This is a genomic window from Lacisediminimonas profundi, assembly GCF_008831265.1.
In the GTDB taxonomy this organism is placed as follows: Bacteria; Pseudomonadota; Gammaproteobacteria; order Burkholderiales; family Burkholderiaceae_D; genus Lacisediminimonas; species Lacisediminimonas profundi.
In genome coordinates, this window is record NZ_VTTH01000003.1 from 311,342 (window position 1) to 327,161 (window position 15,820).

Sequence of the window (15,820 nt, forward strand, 5' to 3'; positions counted from 1 at the left end):
GCGTCAATGGTTTCCCCGTCCAATACAGAAGCCGGATAAGCCGGCATTTTCCAGTTCAAGCCATCCAGCAGCACCATTTATCCAGTCCTCGATTGCCCGGATATTGAAATTTTGATGTAGGTCAAAACAGTCCGGATCCAGTGCCTTTTCCGGAATTGTTTCCTGTCGGAAATAATTTTCGTCTCCTATAATATTTCCATGAGGAAAGAATTCCACAAGGAAATACGAGATCTCCAGCGTCGCTGGCGACAGTTTTTTGAACATGATCCGGTCGAGGCTGACCATATGAATTCCAGGATGGATTTGATGGAACTTAGAATGTTGAGGGCGGGCAAGCAGGCGTGGATTCATTTCCTCGCTGCCGTCATGGTTGCGCTTGCGGTGGAGAATGCCGAAGCAATCTTGTCGCCCGACCCGCGGCCGGACCGGATCGGCTGCGAGCTGTCAAAGCCCGGGGTTCGAGTCAGCTTTGATGTCTCGACCAAGCCGGCGCAGTACAGTGTTGCCGCAGCGACGCTGCGCGGCATGACCCAAGGACATTCCGCGATTGCGATGGGCGAAATACTTGGCCTGACCGATGCGCGCTTCAAGGCAACGGTGCGGGTCAATACCGTGTTTTCGGAGCTCCCTAATGGGAAATTATGCGTTTCGCCAAGCTACGAGGCCAAGCTGGACTTCGAGCAGATGTCGGTCTACCTTGCCAGCGAGTTGTCGCGGGACAAGTGTGCTCAGGAGCATGTGCTGAATCACGAAATGATGCATGTCCTGTTTTACCGGCAGGCGTTGCAGCAGGCCAGCCAGGCACTGGAAAAGGACCTGATTCTCAACAGCACCAACTTCGTCGTTGACGACGAAACTTCGCTGCCGCAGATCCAGGCGCGCCTGTCCGAAGTCGTGGGTAACCACGCCCAGAGCCTGTTCAAGCGCTTTGACGTCTGGCATGCAACGATCGACACGCCCCATGAATATGAGCGGGCGCTGCATGTGTGCAATGGCGTGATTCCCCGCCTGTTGGGCCGCACCGGCACCGCGGCTGCGCCGGCCTTGCATGTGCCGCAGTGGCGCGCAGGACAGCAGGCTCCGCAGGCAAGGCCGGCGTCACGCGGATAGGGAGCGGATAGGGAGCGGATAGGGCGGGCGATCAGGGACGCGAGGGCTGCGGCGCCGGCTCGCCGCAGCGGTCCTGATTGCCACTTCAGATCCGGCGCACCTGGTCCCAGTCGGTCTCGCCTTCGAATATCTTTTCGATTCCGTGCTGCCGCATCGAATGCATGCCGGCTTGCATCACCGCCGTGCGTATGGTTTCCAGATCCCTGCGGGCGCCAATCAGCTTCTTGATGTCGGGGTCGACCGTCATCAGTTCATACAGTCCGACGCGGCCCTTGTAGCCGCTGCCTGCACATTCGGTGCAACCCGCGGCGCGATAGAGCCGGATCGATCCGTCCTGCCCGGTGTAGCGCGCGCGGAACAGGTCCGCCGCGGCTTCCTTGTCGATGCCACCGTCGCGTGCGTATTCGGACGCCAGCCGTTCCATGTCTTCATCGCTTGCGGTGACCGGAATGCGACAAGTTCCACATAGCCGGCGCACCAGGCGCTGGCCGAGGATGTACACCAGCGCGTCGGCCAGGTTGTACGAGTCCACGCCGAGGTCGAGCAGGCGTGCGATGCTTTCGACGGCGCTGCCGGTGTGCATGGTCGAAAAGACCATGTGGCCCGTGAGCGATGCTTCCAGCACCGTGTCGGCGGTTTCCGAATCCCGGGTCTCGCCTACCATGATGACGTCCGGATCGGCGCGCAACAGGCTGCGTAGCACCGAAGCAAAGTCCCAGTCGGCACGTGTTTGAACCTGTACCTGGCGCAAGCCTTCCTGCACGATTTCGACCGGGTCTTCCACCGTCCAGATCTTGGTATGGCTGTTGTTCAAGTGGCCGAGGATTGCATGCAGGGTCGTGGTCTTGCCCGATCCGGTGGGGCCGCACGACAGGCACAGACCGTGGTCCCGTTCCGACAGCGATTTCAGGGTGGCCAGTGAGCTTGACGGCACGCCGAGCTGGTCCAGGTTGCGTGGCTGCGGGTGGGTCAGGATACGCATCACCACATCCTCCAGCCCATCGGTGGTCGGTATCGTGACCACCCGCAGTTCGACATTGACCGGCCCGAACTGGCTGAAGCCGATCTTGCCGTCCTGCGAATGGCGGCGCTCGGAGATATCCAGCTTGCTCATGATCTTGATGCGCGACACCAGTGCGCGCCGGAAGCGCGAAGGAATCTCGGCGTAGGGCACCATCGTCCCGTCCTTGCGAAACCGGACGCGGGTCGGGCGCGAGCCGGACATCGCTTCGATATGAATGTCGGAGGCGCCTTGCTCGTAGGCGTCGAGGATGATCTTGCTGGCCAGCCGTACCACCGCGTTGTCCGACTCGGACATGCCAGGTTCGGCGGCGTCTTCCAGTTCCGGTTCGCCGGGCAAGTGCATTTCCTGCACCAGATCCGCCACGCTCTCGCGCTTGCCATGCAGGCGATAAAACTGGTTGATCCGTTCCTCGATTTCGCCGTAGGCCGCCATCACCGGCTCGATGCGCAGATGGGTGGCAAATGCCAGCTGGTTCAGGGTATCGCTGGCCAGCGGATCGTCCATTGCCACCAGCAGACGATTACCTTTCCGATAGAGCGGCAACGCATTCAGCCGGCGGGCGAGAGACTCGGGTACGACCCGCGCCAATTCCGGGTCGAAGCGGAAGCGCGACAAGTCCACGTTGGGAATCCCCAGCTTTTGGGTCAGCATCCGGCGTACCGTCTGGCGGTCCACCGCACCCATCTGGATCAGGATTTCGCCGAGTTGCAGCCGGCGGTCCCGTGCCTGCCTGGTCAGCGCTTCATCCAGTTGCTGCTGGCTGATCAATCCTTCCTTCGTCAGCACTTCGCCCAGCATCCGCGGCGGGCTGTTCTTGTTGCGAATCAGCGCAGCCTCGATATCTTCGCCGGTAATCGCCTTGTGGTCGGCCAGGTATTCGCCCAGCTTGCGGCTGCGTAGCGCCTGCTGCCGGGCCAGGCCTTCTTCCAGAACGGACGGTGAAACCAGATTGTCGTCGACCAGCGACTTGCCCAGCCGGTCGCCGATCTGGTAACTCGCGATGGCGCTGCCGGGGATGAACCAGCGTATCCGCTTTTTTCCATAACTGGGGAGGTAAAGGAAGATGCCGGAGGTTTCGACGACGTAACCGGTTGTGTTTGATTCCAGTACCTCGCCGTCCTTGAATTTGACGACGCAGCGCTGGGTGTCGTTCTCCGGCAGCGCATGTCCGGAATCTGTCCCGGCCATCTCCAGGTGTTCGCGTTGCAGGATCACCGGGTCAGTCAGCCGCAGCGTCTTGAATTGGGAGGCTCCCAGGGACAGTGCTGGCCGGTCATTGTCGGGCTGGAACCCCAGCAAGCAGGCCTTTGCATCGAAATGCGTCACACGGCCGCTCAGTCGTTCGTTATCCTTTAGCACCACTACGGCCCGGCCCGTTTCTTCGACGGGCCCGCCAGCCAACTCGTAATGCGGGGGGGCAGGCCAATTCAACATCTCTTCTCCTTGATTTTGCAGGCGCAATTCCAGTCGGTCGGAACCGCCCTCGCATCGGCTCGTGACGGCTCAGCCAAAAAACCAGTAGCAAGCACCGATCGACGCCACCACGCCGGCCAGATCTGCAATCAGCGCACATGCCACAGCATGCCTGGCCCGCTGGATTCCCACCGCCCCGAAATACACCGCCAGCACATAGAACGTGGTCTCGGTGCTGCCTTGCACGGTCGCTGCCACCAGCGCCGGAAAGCTGTCGACGCCATGCGTTTTCATGGTCTCGATCAGCATTGCCCGTGCCGCACTGCCGGAGAACGGCTTGACCATGGCGGTGGGCAGCGCGTCGACGAAGCGGCTGTCCCAACCGCCGGCTTCGACCAGCAGCCGCACCGCATTCAGCGCGTAATCCAGCGCACCGGAGGCGCGCAGTACGCCAACCGCGCACAGCATCGCAACCAGGTAAGGCAGCAGATTCTTGGCGACATCGAAGCCTTCGCGCGCGCCTTCGACGAAACTTTCATAGACCGGCACCCGGCGCAGTGCGCCGCATAGCAGGAACAACAGGATCAGGGCGAACAGCACCAGGTTCCCCAGCAGCGACGACAGCGCCGCCAGCACCGCTGCCGACAGCCCGGCCAGCACGGCAATGATGGCGCCGAGCAGCAGCGCAGATCCGCAGAGCCAGGCCAGCACCACCGGGTCGCGCAGCTTCAGCCGCTGCGCGAACGCAACCGCCAGGAAGCCGGCCAGGGTGGAAGCAAAGGTCGCCAGCAGGATGGGCAGGAACACCAGCGTCGGATTTGGCGCGCCCTGCTGCATGCGATACATGAAAATCGACACCGGCAACAGCGTCAGCGATGACGCATTCAACACCAGGAACAGGATTTGCGCGTTGGTCGCCACCTTCGGGTCGGTGTTCAGTTCCTGCAGCGAGCGCATTGCTTTCAGGCCGATCGGCGTGGCAGCGTTGTCGAGCCCGAGCGCGTTGGCGGTGAAGTTCAGCGTGATGAAGCCGAGGGCAGGGTGGCCGCGCGGGACCTCCGGCATCAGTCGCGCGAACAATGGCGACAGCAGCCGTGCCAGCAGGTCGACCAGTCCGGCTTTTTCGGCGATCCGCAGGAAACCCAGCCACATCGTCAGTGTGCCGAACAGCAGGATCATCACCTCGACCGACAGCCGTGCCATGCCGAACAGGCTGTCGACGATGGCAGCGAATACCGCGGCATCGCCACCCGCCAGCCAGCGCGTCAGGGCGCTGATCGCGGCGACTGCAAAAAATCCTAGCCAGAGGCCGTTCAGCATGCGCGTTTCGTCTTTCTGATTTGCAACAGGGTGGCAGCGATGATGATGGGAAAGGGGGAGGGCGTCAATGCGGCGGGGAGGCCTACATCAGCGCCATTCTTGTCTCTGGCATGCAACGGCATCATCGCCATTCAAAAAGAAAAGATGTAAAATTCACAACTTATCTGCGATTGGCAGTGCTGCCGGCTTTTTGAATTATGATGTGGCGCTTCGCATGTATCGCGCTCCACCATTATCACGATCCACTATTACCGCGCTCCTCCATTCTTTTCGCGCCATGCCCTCCCTCCACCTGTTCTGCCGCGTGATCGACAACTTCGGCGATATCGGCGTGTGCTGGCGGCTGGCGCGGCAAGTCGCAAACGAACATCAATTCGAGGTCACGCTGTGGGTCGATGACCTGCCCAGCTTCAAGCGGCTATGCCGCGCGGTCGATCCGGCGCTTGACCTGCAGCAGATCGAAGCGGTCTGTGTGCGGCGCTGGTCCGATCCATTCCCCGACATTCCGCCACAGCAAATTCCTGACATCGTCATCGAAGGCTTCGGCTGCCGCCTGCCAGAGGAATATCTGCACGCGATGGCTGCACGGCCGGTCAAGCCGGCATGGATCAACCTGGAATACCTGAGTGCCGAGGCCTGGGTCGACAGCTGTCATGGCCTGCCGTCGCCCCATCCGGGCTTGCCGCTCACGAAGCATTTCTATTTCCCGGGTTTTACCGCGCAGGCCGGCGGCTTGCTGCGGGAGCATGGCCTTGAGCAGCGGCGAGCCGCGTTCGACGCCGACCCGACAGAGGCAGACGCCTTCCTGTCGCAGATCGGGGTGTCGCGGGCAGGGCATGAGCGAATCCTGACGCTGTTCTGCTATCCGCAAGCGCCAGTGGCGGATCTGTTTTCACTTCTGCAGGGCGAGCGATCTTCCACGCTATGCCTGGTTGCAGAGGGCGTGGCCAGCGATGCCGTGCGCGCTTTCCTCGGCACGTCGGCCGTGGCCGGCATGCGGGTGACCAAGGGGGGCTTGACGGTGCAGGTCGTGCCTTTCCTCGAACAGCCCGATTACGACCTGCTGCTGTGGTGCGCAGACCTGAATTTCGTGCGCGGCGAGGATTCTTTCGTGCGCGGGCAGTGGGCCGAGCGTCCTTTGCTGTGGCACATCTACCCGCAAGAGGAAGGCGCACATCTGGTCAAGCTGGATGCATTCCTGGAGCGCTATTGCAGCGGCTTGCCGGAAAACCTTGGCACCGCCCTGGCAAACGTGATGCGGGGATGGAACGGCGCCGGCATCGCGGCCGACGACTGGCGGCAGATCTGGTCGCCGGCGGCAGCCGCCAGCCTGCGGCAACACGCGCGGAGCTGGGCCGGGCAGTTGCGCGTGCACGGCGACCTGGCGTCTAACCTGCTTCGATTCGCGAAAGAAAGCTGTTAAAATACAGGGCTTTACTGAACGGGCACCCCTTCGGTGCTTTCCCTATACCGTCGGCAACGTATCGACGGATTTCCACTTTATCCATACCAGTTATGAAAACCGCACAAGAAATCCGCGTGGGCAACGTCATCATGGTTTCGGGCGCACCGATGGTCATTACCAGGACCGAATTCGTCAAGTCCGGCCGTAACGCCTCCGTCGTCAAGATGAAAATGAAGAGCCTGCTGACCGCCCAAGGTCAGGAGAACGCATATCGCAGCGACGACAAGTTCGAAGTCGTCCAGCTCGATCGCAAGGAAGCGAGCTTCTCCTACTTTGCCGATCCGCTGTACGTGTTCATGGACGCCGACTACAACCAGTACGAGGTTGAAGGCGAAAACATGGGCGACGCCATTAACTACCTGCAAGACGGCATGCAGTGCGAAGTCGTGTTTTATAACGAAAAAGCCATCTCGGTCGAACTGCCGACCACCGTCGTGCGCGAAGTGACCTACACCGAGCCGGCCGTCAAGGGCGACACGTCGGGCAAGGTACTCAAGCCTGCGACCATCGCCACCGGTTTCAAGGTTTCCGTTCCGCTGTTCGTGGAGCAGGGTGACAAGATCGAGATCGACACCCGCACCGGCGAGTACAAGTCGCGCAGCAAGTAAGCAGGAAACTGAGCAGGAAACTGAGCAGAAATACTGAGCAGGAATACTGAGCAGAAATACTGAGCAGGAATACTGAGCAGGCAGCTGAGCGCAGCAACCAGGCGCATCGGAAGCACAGGTCGGGTCAAGGACGGGATTTCGCGAGGCATGCCTCGCCCCGTCCGGACCGGACCAGCTTGCAAGCCGTCCCATGTTGACCAGGCGGCAGTCCGGTATTGCTCCAGATTCTCCCGGAAGTACCCTCCCAGCAGTACCCTCCCGGCAGCATCCCAGCCAGCCGTTCAATACTTCGCTTCTCCCTCGGTGAACGATGGGCAGCCATTCGTGCCCCACTGGTTCGAGCACGTCTGCCATTTACACCATTCGCGACCGAACAGGCTGGCAAGCTTTTCGCAGCGCGCCAACTCCCTGCGCACCATTGCATGTGACTTGCCTTCAGCGTTTGCGGTGCTGACGGGCTTGATGCTTGCGCCCGGGGCGGACGGTGGCGGCGGGCCGCGACGGGTGCGGTCGCGCGAACTTTCCGAAAAGGCCTGGCTCTTCAGCCGATCAATCTCTTCACCACGCAATACTGCGGTGGCGGGCGGCCGGATTCGCCTTGCGGCACGCTCCGCCTGCGCCAGCTGGCTGCCGCGGCCGTCATGGCGTGATTCCCGTTTTTTCTTGTCTTTCCGGATTTTCTGATCCAGCGCACTGGTTCCACCGGCTCTACTGCCAGGCTCGGCATTGCGTCCGGCATTGGCATCCACGGCTGCTTGTGCCGGGAGCGGGGGCTGTTCGCCAGCTATCCGATCGTCTGCGCCGGCCTCACCCGACGAAACCCGACCGGCATGCGGCGCGCTGATGGCGACTGCGGCCGGCACCACTGTCATCGCCACGCTAGCTGTGGCCGCAGCCACAGGTGGAATTTCGCCGGCAGTGCCCGGCCTCTGAACCAGCGAAGCACGTTCAATGGTGTCCAGTGCCGAAAGCCACCATGCGGATGCCAGGCCAATCGCCAGCCCGGCCATCAGCGAGAGGGCGATCGGCCCGGCACGCAGCCACGGCGCGGGCTCCCTTGGGTGCCGCGAACGAGGAGTGGCGACAGGGCGCTGGCGGCGTGACGTTTTGACCGTCGGCAGCACCTCCGGCCGTACTTGGCGGGCAGCGCGGGGAGCCGGGGCTGGCTGCACGCGCGGCAGGCCGCGCAGCGGACGGGGCGCTGCGGCCGTATCGGTTGGTATCGGCCGCGCGGGCAGCGCATCGGAGGGCAATACCGGTCCATTCCTGATGCGTACCAACTGGCGGGGACAGGCAGCGAATCGCGGCGCCCGGAAGGCGCTGGCGTCGATTCGCTGCCCAGGACGATCGGACATGCCGTATTCCCTGCTGCGATGGAGTCGCTTTCAAGGATACGGGCAAAGTGCCGTGCAGATGCTGGCCCGGCGCCGGCAACCCGACCTGTTTTTGATCGGGGTCGGATTCAGGCCCGGTAAAGTTGCCGGGCGTCTTCGCGGCGGCTAGCCGGCAGCCACGCGCAGCACCAGCTTGCCGAAATTCTTGCCTTCAAACAGCATCAGCAGCGCCGCCGGAAACTGGTCCAGTCCTTCGACGATGTCTTCGCGCGTCTTGAAGCTGCCTTCCTGTATCCACTTTCCGATGATCTGCACCGCCTCCTGGTAACGCTCGGCAAAATCGAATACCACCATGCCTTCCATGCGGGCACGGTTTACCAGCAGCGACAGGTAGTTGGACGGACCCTTCACCGGCGTCGTATTGTTGTACTGGGAAATCGCGCCGCAAATCACGATCCGCGCCTTGAAATTGATGCGGGTGAGCACCGTGTCCAGTATCTCGCCGCCGACGTTATCGAAATAAACGTCGACGCCGTTCGGGCAATGTTGTTTCAATCCATCGCGCAGCGAGGTGTTCTTGTAGTCGATGCAGCCGTCGAAACCGAGTTCATTGACGACGAAATCGCATTTGTCGCGCCCGCCGGCAATGCCGATGGCGCGGCATCCCAGATGGCGCGCGACCTGGCCAACCGTCTGCCCCACGGCACCGGCCGCACCCGAAACCAGGACGGTTTCACCGGCTTTCGGCCGCCCGATCTCGGTCAGGCCGAAATAGCCGGTCATGCCCGGCATGCCGAGCGCGTTCAGCCATACCGGCAGCGGCGCCAGTTGCGGGTCGATACGCGCGACGCCGGCAAGCTTGTCATCGGCACGGCCGGTCCAGTATTCCTGTACGCCGGTCAGCGCCGAGACGTAATCGCCTTCTGCAAAGTGCGGCGAACGGGATGCGATCACGCGGCCCACGCCGCCGGCGCGCATCACCTCGCCCAAGCCCACCGGTGGGATGTAGGACTTGCCTTCGTTCATCCAGCCGCGCATGGCCGGGTCGAGCGAAAGGTAGAGCACCTTGACCAGGATTTCGCCATCGGCAGGCTCGCGGACTGGCTCTTCGGTCCGCGACCAGTCGCCAGGCTTGGGCAGTCCGATCGGGCGGGCAGCAAGGCGTACCTGATGGTTGATTGCGGCTAGCGTGTTCATTCATTTCTCCTTGTGGGGCATTGTTGCGGGCCTTCTTGGGGCGCAGCAAATCAATATAGCAGAGCAGTTCGTGCGCGCCGGTGGCGCGCGACAAAGCGGATACAGATGTAAAACATTTTCAGAAATAAAGATTTCCCTGTGGAACTTCCCTAAGGTTGACCCGTCTCACCCTTCAAGCCCGCGCATATTGCCGGCTAGACACCGATTTTTCAGCCAAGGAGATGTCATGCTTCGTTCCGAAACGCTGTTTGGAAAGCGCGAACCCAATCCCAGCGCCAATACCAGCAATCCACCGCTTTCCGCCACCACGCCGCCGTCGGGTGGCGCGGGCGTGAAATCCACGCTCAGCTCGGCCGCCGGATCGTCGCTTTCCTCCCCGTCCGCTGCAAAGGACGCGGCGGCAAATACAGCAAGCACCAATGCAATGGGTAGCAAGCTGATCGTCGGTCCGAACATCAAGCTCAAGGGTGTTGAAATCACCGATTGCGACACGCTGGTGGTCGAAGGCTGCGTCGAAGCAACGATGGACTCGCGCGTGATGCAGATCGCCGAAATTGGCGCCTTCAAGGGTTCGGCCGAAATCGACATCGCGGAAATTCGCGGGGCATTCGATGGCGACCTGGTTGTGCGTGAGAAGCTTGTGATCTACGCCACCGGCAAGGTGTCGGGCAAGATCCGCTATGGCAAGCTGGTGATAGAAGAGGGTGGCCAGATTATGGGCGACGTGCAGGTGAACGGCGCCGCAGTTACCGCCCCGCGCGCGCTGAACGCAGCGTAAGCAGCGTAAGACTTCCGGGTCATGTCAGCTCGTGTCCGGCGCCCAGCGCGGGCACGAGTTGATGCATGACATGCGACAATGCGGGTTCATCAGTAGCCACACTTTTGACCCGCCATGACGCATCCCCAATACATCCTGACCCTGTCCTGTCTCGACCAGCGCGGCATCGTCCACCGCGTATCCGGCCTGCTGGCCGACAGCGGCTGCAACATCATCGACTCTGCGCAGTTTGGCGACGCCCAGTCGCGGCTGTTTTTCATGCGCGTGCATTTTTCCGCCGAGGAAGGGGCAACGTCCGAAGCCGTATTGCGCGAACGCTTCACCGAGCTGGGTACCGGATTGCAGATGAGTTGGGAATTGCATGACGCCTTCAAGAAGCCGCGGATGATGATCCTGGTTTCCAGGATCGGACACTGTCTGAACGATTTGTTGTTCCGTCACAAGAGCGGCCTGCTTCCGGTCGAGATACCCGCCATTGTTTCCAATCATCCGGATTTTTACCAGCTGGCGGCCAGCTACAACATTCCTTTCCATCACCTGCCGCTGGCGGCCGGCGCCTCCGCCGATGCCAAGCGCAACCAGGAACAGCGCATCCTCGAGATCGCCCACGACAGTCAGGTCGACCTGGTCGTGTTGGCGCGCTACATGCAGATCCTCTCGCCCGGGATGTGCGACGCGCTGAAGGGACGGGCGATCAACATCCATCATTCCTTCCTTCCCAGTTTCAAGGGGGCCAAGCCCTATTACCAGGCGCATGAGCGTGGTGTGAAGCTGATCGGCGCCACCGCCCATTTCGTAACCGGCGACCTCGACGAGGGGCCGATCATCGAGCAGGGCGTGGAACGCGTCGATCATTCGATGGGACCGGAGACGCTGACCGCAATCGGCCGCGATGTGGAGTGCGTGGTGCTGGCGCGCGCGGTGAAGTGGTTCGTCGAGCACCGGATCCTGCTGAACGGGTACAAGACGGTTATTTTCAATTAGGCAGGTCGGGACGGCGGAGCGTTCTGCAGTCGTTCCCGATATCCTGTGTTCATAGCGTAGACCGACGCACGCCACGAACGCTCCCTCCCCATCTCCCCCGCGCCCCCGCCGGCGTCGCATTTCCCCCACCCCTGTTTCCACACGGCCGCGCGCTTGCGTTTTCTCAGAGCCGGGCAGGGACGTTTGTCTATATTCATTTTTTGACAATATCAAACTGCTTCGCATGGCACCAGCGGCCCTGAATCCCGCCTGGATCCGCTAGCCGCCGCTCCCCGGATTTTTCTCGCTTGACCCGCAGTTGATGCGCCCCCTTCAAGCTCACGGAGTGGCATGACCAATCTCAACACATGCCATGCGGCCACAAGTAGAGTTTCAGGCAGTGGCAAGAAAGACAAACAGGCGCTGGCCATGTGGCAATGGCGTGCAGGACATTCTCGAAGCAGAGAGCAGTCGAACGACAACCGGGTGACATCATGAACCAAGACGGAAAGAAACGACTCCTGGCATGGAGTGTGGCACTGCTGACGCCGCTGGTGGCAGCTTGCGTCAGCTCGCCGGGTATGCCGAAGTTCAGCGGATCGAGCCAGAGCAGTTCGGCCAGCGCCGACGCCGGGACTGGCGCGGCCGGTGAGGCAGGCGTTCCAACGCTGATCAAGCAGATCACGCCGTCGCTGGTGAAAACCGAGAAAGTCCGGCGTGACCAGCAGCGGGTGCAGGACCTGAGCTCGCTGCTTGGCAAGCCCGGCGCCTACTCGATCGAGCCGGGTGACATACTTTCCATCGTCGTATGGGATCACCCCGAGCTGAACGTCGGGGTGGCGCCGGTACCCGCGGGCGCTGGCGCCGACCAGGCACCGGGCGCGACGCCGGTTGCCGGCTTCATCGTCGATCACGAGGGCTCGATCCAGTTTCCCTATGCGGGGCAGATCAAGGTCAGCGGCATGACGCAGGACCAGGCCCGCACCCTGCTCGCACAGAAGCTCTCGAAGTACATCCGGAACCCGAACGTGACGCTGCGCGTGCAGTCCTATCGGAGCAAGCGCGTCTATGTCGATGGAGAAGTCAAGGCGCCGGGCCTGCAAGCCATCAACGACATTCCGATGACCCTGATGGAGGCCATCAACCGTTCCGGCGGTTTCCTGCCGGCCGCCGACCAGAGCCAGGTGCACCTGACACGCGGCGGCGAGACCTTCCGCATCAACCTGCCGCAACTGGTGCAAAGAGGGATCAATCCGAACAGCATCATGCTGGCGAATGGCGATGTGGTGCGGGTCGTGTCGCGCGATTCCAGCAAGGTCTTCATTTCCGGCGAGGTAGTGATGCCACGGGCGCTACCGATGATCAACGGCCGGCTGACGCTGAACGAAGCCTTGGGCGAGTCGGGCGGGATTAATCCGCTGTCGGGCGACGCGAAGCAGATCTATGTGGTGCGCAAGTCGGCTACCGAGCCCGTGGTCTACCAGTTGAACGCCGAGGAGAACGGCGCGCTGGCGCTGGCCGAGAGTTTCGAGCTTGAACCCAAGGACGTGGTCTACGTCGCGGCCACCGCCCTCACCAACTGGCATCGCACCATCAGCCAGATCCTGCCTGGCGCCTTGTCAGCGGCCGTCGGCGCGGCCAAACCGGTCAACGGGTATTGACGTGATTCGCAACGTCCTGTTCGTCTGCATCGGCAATATTTGCCGCAGCCCGATTGCCGAGGGCTACTTTGCCAAGGCGCTGCCCGGCCGCATGGTGTGCTCGGCCGGCCTGCATGCGCTGGTTGGCGAAGCTGCCGATCCGCTGGCGATCGAATTGATGCAGGAGCGGGGCATCGACATCACCGGGCACCGGGCCCGGCAACTGGCCAGCTGGATGGCGCGCGAAGCGGATTTGATCGTGACGATGGACAGCGAGCAGAAGCGATATATCGAGCGCACCTGGCCCGCAGCACGCGGCAAGGTCAGGCGCCTGTGCGAAGCGTCAGGCGTGGATGTCCCCGATCCGTACCGGCAGGGGCGGGACGCCTTTCAACAGGTGCGCATCCTGATCGAGGATGGCATGGATGAACTGCTCGCTTGGATGGCGGCAAGCGACGCGGGCACGATCCCCGTGCCGGCCGGCCCGACGCGTGGCTTGCAGGCCAGCCTGCAGCCGAGCTTGCAGCTGCCGCCGTAACCAGCACCGGTTGTTCCCGCAGCAAGAACAGGATCCGAAGAGCCGCGCATCTTCACCATTTCGCAAGGCATGAAAAAATCATGATGAATCATCCAATCGTTCCACACGCAGCACCTGTCTACCTGCAGGCGCCGGTCCAGCAGCCCATCCTGGCCGATGACAGCGAGGCCGAGCTGTCCAGCTATCTGAACGTGCTGTACGACAATCGCTGGCTGATTGCCACCATCACGCTGGTGGTCGGACTGCTGGGCACGGCCTATGCCTTCATCGCGCGTCCGGTTTACGAAGCGAACATGCTGATTCACGTCGAGGAGCAGAGCCAGCGCGAGGCCAAGAACATTCTCGGCGAGATGGGCTCGCTGTTCGACGTCAAGCAGGCCGCGACTGCCGAGATGGAGCTGGTGAAATCGAGACTGGTGGTGTCGCGCGCCATCGACAATCTCAAGCTGTACCTGGAGGCCGGTCCGAGATATTTCCCCGGAATCGGCAAATGGATCGCCTCGCGCAACAACCAGGCGCTCACTCCGCCCGCGCTGGCGCGTCTTGGCGGTTACGCCTGGGGCGGGGAGAAAATCGATGTCGCCGCGTTCAATGTGCCGGACGCCTTGCTGAATCGCCAGTTCGTGCTGACCGCCGCCGGTGGCGGCAAGTTCAGCGTCAGCGAGAAGGACAGCGGCATCAGCTTCACCAGCGTGGCTGGACAGCCCGCTACGGTCAACACTACCAGCGGCCCGATCGAAATCCATGTCGCATCGCTCGAAGCCAATCCTGGCGCCGAATTCATGCTGCGCCGCAGTTCGCGGCTGGCATCGATCGAGTCGGTGCAGAACAGCATGACGGTTGCCGAGCAGGGCAAGCAGTCCGGCGTGATTGACGTCAAGCTCAAGGGGGACGATCCGCAATGGGTGCATGGCGTGCTGGCTGCGATCACCAATGAATATGTGCGCCAGAACAGCACCCGCAAGACCGAGGAGGCAGACAAGTCGCTGGCCTATATCAACAAGCAGATGCCCGAGCTGAAGGCGCAGCTGGAACAGGCCGAGTCGCGTTACAACGCGTTCCGCAACCAGCACGGCACCGTCGACCTGGGCGAAGAGGCCAGGCTGTCGCTGCAACAGGCGGCGGCGGCAAAGGGCAAGCGGATCGACCTCGACCAGAAGCGCACCGAGCTGCTGGCAAAGTACACCCGCGAGCATCCGGTGGTGCAGGGCGTCGAGTCCCAGATACGCGAGATCAACGGTGAAATTCGCGGAATCAATGACTTCATCAAGAAGCTGCCGGCAATGGAGCAGGAGGCAGTCCGGCTGCAGCGCGATGTCAAGGTCAACACCGAGTTGTACACCGCCCTGCTCAACACCGCCCAGCAACTCAAGCTGATCACGGTCGGCAAGATGAGCAACGTGCGTCTGGTGGACCCGCCGATGATGCCGGAAAAACCGGTCTCGCCCAACCGTCCGAAAGTGATCGCCATTGCCTTGTTCCTGGGCTTGTTCCTGGGCGTGGTCGTCGCATTCATCAAGAAGGCTTTGCATGCCGGCATTGACGACCCGATCGAAATCGAAAAGATGCTGGGCGTGCCGGTGTATGCCAGCATCCCGCACAGCAAGATGCAGCAGGAATTGTTCGACCAGGTCAGCCGCAAATCACCCAAATTGCCGCTGCTGGCGAAGATCTCGTCCATGGATGTCGCGGTCGAGGCCTTGCGCAACTTTCGCACTGCCTTGCAGTTCTCCATGTCGCATTCGAAGAACAATATCGTGCTGATGACCGGTCCGACGGCGGGTATTGGCAAGTCATTTGTCTCGGCCAACATGGCAGCAGTGATGGCATCAACCGGAAAACGGGTGCTGTTGATCGATGCTGACTTCCGCAACGGCCACCTGCATCGCTATTTCGACTTGGGCCGGCAGGACGGGCTGGCCGATGCCATCAGTGGCGGCCGCCGCATCGAGCAGGTGATCCATCGTGAAGTGATCGACAATGTTGACTTCATCGCCACTGGCGCGTTGCCGTCCAATCCATCCGAACTGCTGATGCGGCCCAGCACCGGCACGCTGCTGGAGTCGCTCTCCGCAATGTATGACGTGGTGCTGATCGACTGCACGCCGATCCTGGCCGTGTCGGATACCCTGATCGTCGGCCAGCATGCCGGCGCCATCTATATCCTGACTCGCGCCGGCATCACGACGGCAGGCGAGATTGCGGAATCGCTGAAGCGCCTGTCGCAGGCCGGGCTGTCAGCCAAGGGTGTGCTGTTCAACGACCTGAACGTGCGTCCGGGCCGCTACGGCTACGGCTACAAGTACGGCAAATATCGCCAGGTACAGTACTCGTTCGGATCGCAGCAGCCACTGATCGAAGCATCGCCGGACGTGCGATGAACCCGATCCGCTGATTCGGCCCGCGGCCCCGGCAATGCCGGGGCTTTTT

At 61.8% G+C, this 15,820-nt stretch carries 13 protein-coding genes; 8 read left to right on the forward strand and 5 right to left on the reverse strand.

The genetic code is table 11. The features are described from left to right. Nucleotides 1-3: 3 nt before the first annotated feature. A complete protein-coding gene (locus FVE66_RS11170; RefSeq protein ID WP_151447509.1) occupies nucleotides 4-285 on the reverse strand; it encodes a hypothetical protein in 282 nt (93 codons plus the stop codon). 21 nt (nucleotides 286-306) lie between these two features. Here FVE66_RS11170 and FVE66_RS11175 point away from each other — a divergent pair, with 21 nt between their 5' ends. After that, entirely contained in the window at nucleotides 307-1,110 is an 804-nt protein-coding gene (locus FVE66_RS11175; protein WP_151447510.1) for a hypothetical protein, read from the forward strand. 85 nt (nucleotides 1,111-1,195) lie between these two features. Here FVE66_RS11175 and FVE66_RS11180 read toward each other — a convergent pair whose 3' ends face one another. Together FVE66_RS11180 and FVE66_RS11185 are read right to left on the reverse strand one after the other, a co-directional pair. Continuing rightward, nucleotides 1,196-3,568: a GspE/PulE family protein gene (locus FVE66_RS11180; RefSeq protein WP_151447511.1), complete on the reverse strand. Its 2,373-nt coding sequence runs from the start codon at nucleotides 3,566-3,568 to the stop codon at nucleotides 1,196-1,198. A gap of 69 nt (nucleotides 3,569-3,637) precedes the next feature. Further along, nucleotides 3,638-4,867, reverse strand: a complete 1,230-nt coding sequence (locus FVE66_RS11185) for a nucleoside recognition domain-containing protein (RefSeq protein WP_151447512.1) — start codon at nucleotides 4,865-4,867, stop codon at nucleotides 3,638-3,640. A 277-nt stretch (nucleotides 4,868-5,144) separates the two neighbouring features. On the opposite strand from FVE66_RS11185, the gene earP reads away from it, so the two are divergent. Continuing rightward, nucleotides 5,145-6,290 carry an elongation factor P maturation arginine rhamnosyltransferase EarP gene (earP, locus tag FVE66_RS11190; RefSeq protein WP_151447513.1) on the forward strand — a complete coding sequence of 382 codons (1,146 nt, stop codon included), beginning with the start codon at nucleotides 5,145-5,147 and terminating at the stop codon, nucleotides 6,288-6,290. A gap of 92 nt (nucleotides 6,291-6,382) precedes the next feature. Further along, on the forward strand, nucleotides 6,383-6,940 hold the full coding sequence (efp, locus tag FVE66_RS11195; RefSeq protein ID WP_151447514.1) for an elongation factor P: 558 nt from the start codon (nucleotides 6,383-6,385) through the stop codon (nucleotides 6,938-6,940). 281 nt (nucleotides 6,941-7,221) lie between these two features. Here the strand turns inward: efp and FVE66_RS11200 are convergent, their stop codons facing one another. After that, nucleotides 7,222-8,295, reverse strand: a complete 1,074-nt coding sequence (locus tag FVE66_RS11200; RefSeq protein WP_151447515.1) for a hypothetical protein — start codon at nucleotides 8,293-8,295, stop codon at nucleotides 7,222-7,224. Between the two features lie 144 nt (nucleotides 8,296-8,439). After that, entirely contained in the window at nucleotides 8,440-9,471 is a 1,032-nt protein-coding gene (locus FVE66_RS11205) for an NADP-dependent oxidoreductase (protein WP_151447516.1), read from the reverse strand. A gap of 226 nt (nucleotides 9,472-9,697) precedes the next feature. Here FVE66_RS11205 and FVE66_RS11210 point away from each other — a divergent pair, with 226 nt between their 5' ends. The 5 genes from FVE66_RS11210 to FVE66_RS11230 all read left to right on the forward strand — a co-directional run bounded on the left by FVE66_RS11210 (nucleotide 9,698) and on the right by FVE66_RS11230 (nucleotide 15,771). Further along, the gene (locus FVE66_RS11210; RefSeq protein ID WP_151447729.1) at nucleotides 9,698-10,249 is read left to right on the forward strand and encodes a bactofilin family protein; all 552 of its coding nucleotides are present in this window, start codon (nucleotides 9,698-9,700) and stop codon (nucleotides 10,247-10,249) included. A gap of 114 nt (nucleotides 10,250-10,363) precedes the next feature. Further along, entirely contained in the window at nucleotides 10,364-11,233 is an 870-nt protein-coding gene (gene purU, locus FVE66_RS11215) for a formyltetrahydrofolate deformylase (protein ID WP_151447517.1), read from the forward strand. A gap of 473 nt (nucleotides 11,234-11,706) precedes the next feature. Beyond that, nucleotides 11,707-12,873 (forward strand): polysaccharide biosynthesis/export family protein, encoded by a 1,167-nt coding sequence (locus FVE66_RS11220; protein ID WP_241673161.1) that lies wholly within the window; start codon nucleotides 11,707-11,709, stop codon nucleotides 12,871-12,873. Between the two features lies 1 nt (nucleotide 12,874). Beyond that, on the forward strand, nucleotides 12,875-13,390 hold the full coding sequence (locus FVE66_RS11225) for a low molecular weight protein-tyrosine-phosphatase (RefSeq protein ID WP_151447518.1): 516 nt from the start codon (nucleotides 12,875-12,877) through the stop codon (nucleotides 13,388-13,390). An 80-nt stretch (nucleotides 13,391-13,470) separates the two neighbouring features. Beyond that, a complete protein-coding gene (locus tag FVE66_RS11230) occupies nucleotides 13,471-15,771 on the forward strand; it encodes a polysaccharide biosynthesis tyrosine autokinase (protein ID WP_241673167.1) in 2,301 nt (766 codons plus the stop codon). The last annotated feature ends 49 nt before the right edge of the window (nucleotides 15,772-15,820 follow it).

Coding starts and splice junctions, on each gene's coding strand:
- FVE66_RS11170 (WP_151447509.1), bottom strand. CDS start 285: ATGGTCAGCCTCGACCGGATCATGTTCAAAAAACTGTCGCCAGCGACG.
- FVE66_RS11175 (WP_151447510.1), top strand. CDS start 307: ATGGAACTTAGAATGTTGAGGGCGGGCAAGCAGGCGTGGATTCATTTC.
- FVE66_RS11180 (WP_151447511.1), bottom strand. CDS start 3,568: ATGTTGAATTGGCCTGCCCCCCCGCATTACGAGTTGGCTGGCGGGCCC.
- FVE66_RS11185 (WP_151447512.1), bottom strand. CDS start 4,867: ATGCTGAACGGCCTCTGGCTAGGATTTTTTGCAGTCGCCGCGATCAGC.
- earP (WP_151447513.1), top strand. CDS start 5,145: ATGCCCTCCCTCCACCTGTTCTGCCGCGTGATCGACAACTTCGGCGAT.
- efp (WP_151447514.1), top strand. CDS start 6,383: ATGAAAACCGCACAAGAAATCCGCGTGGGCAACGTCATCATGGTTTCG.
- FVE66_RS11200 (WP_151447515.1), bottom strand. CDS start 8,295: ATGTCCGATCGTCCTGGGCAGCGAATCGACGCCAGCGCCTTCCGGGCG.
- FVE66_RS11205 (WP_151447516.1), bottom strand. CDS start 9,471: ATGAACACGCTAGCCGCAATCAACCATCAGGTACGCCTTGCTGCCCGC.
- FVE66_RS11210 (WP_151447729.1), top strand. CDS start 9,698: ATGCTTCGTTCCGAAACGCTGTTTGGAAAGCGCGAACCCAATCCCAGC.
- purU (WP_151447517.1), top strand. CDS start 10,364: ATGACGCATCCCCAATACATCCTGACCCTGTCCTGTCTCGACCAGCGC.
- FVE66_RS11220 (WP_241673161.1), top strand. CDS start 11,707: ATGAACCAAGACGGAAAGAAACGACTCCTGGCATGGAGTGTGGCACTG.
- FVE66_RS11230 (WP_241673167.1), top strand. CDS start 13,471: ATGATGAATCATCCAATCGTTCCACACGCAGCACCTGTCTACCTGCAG.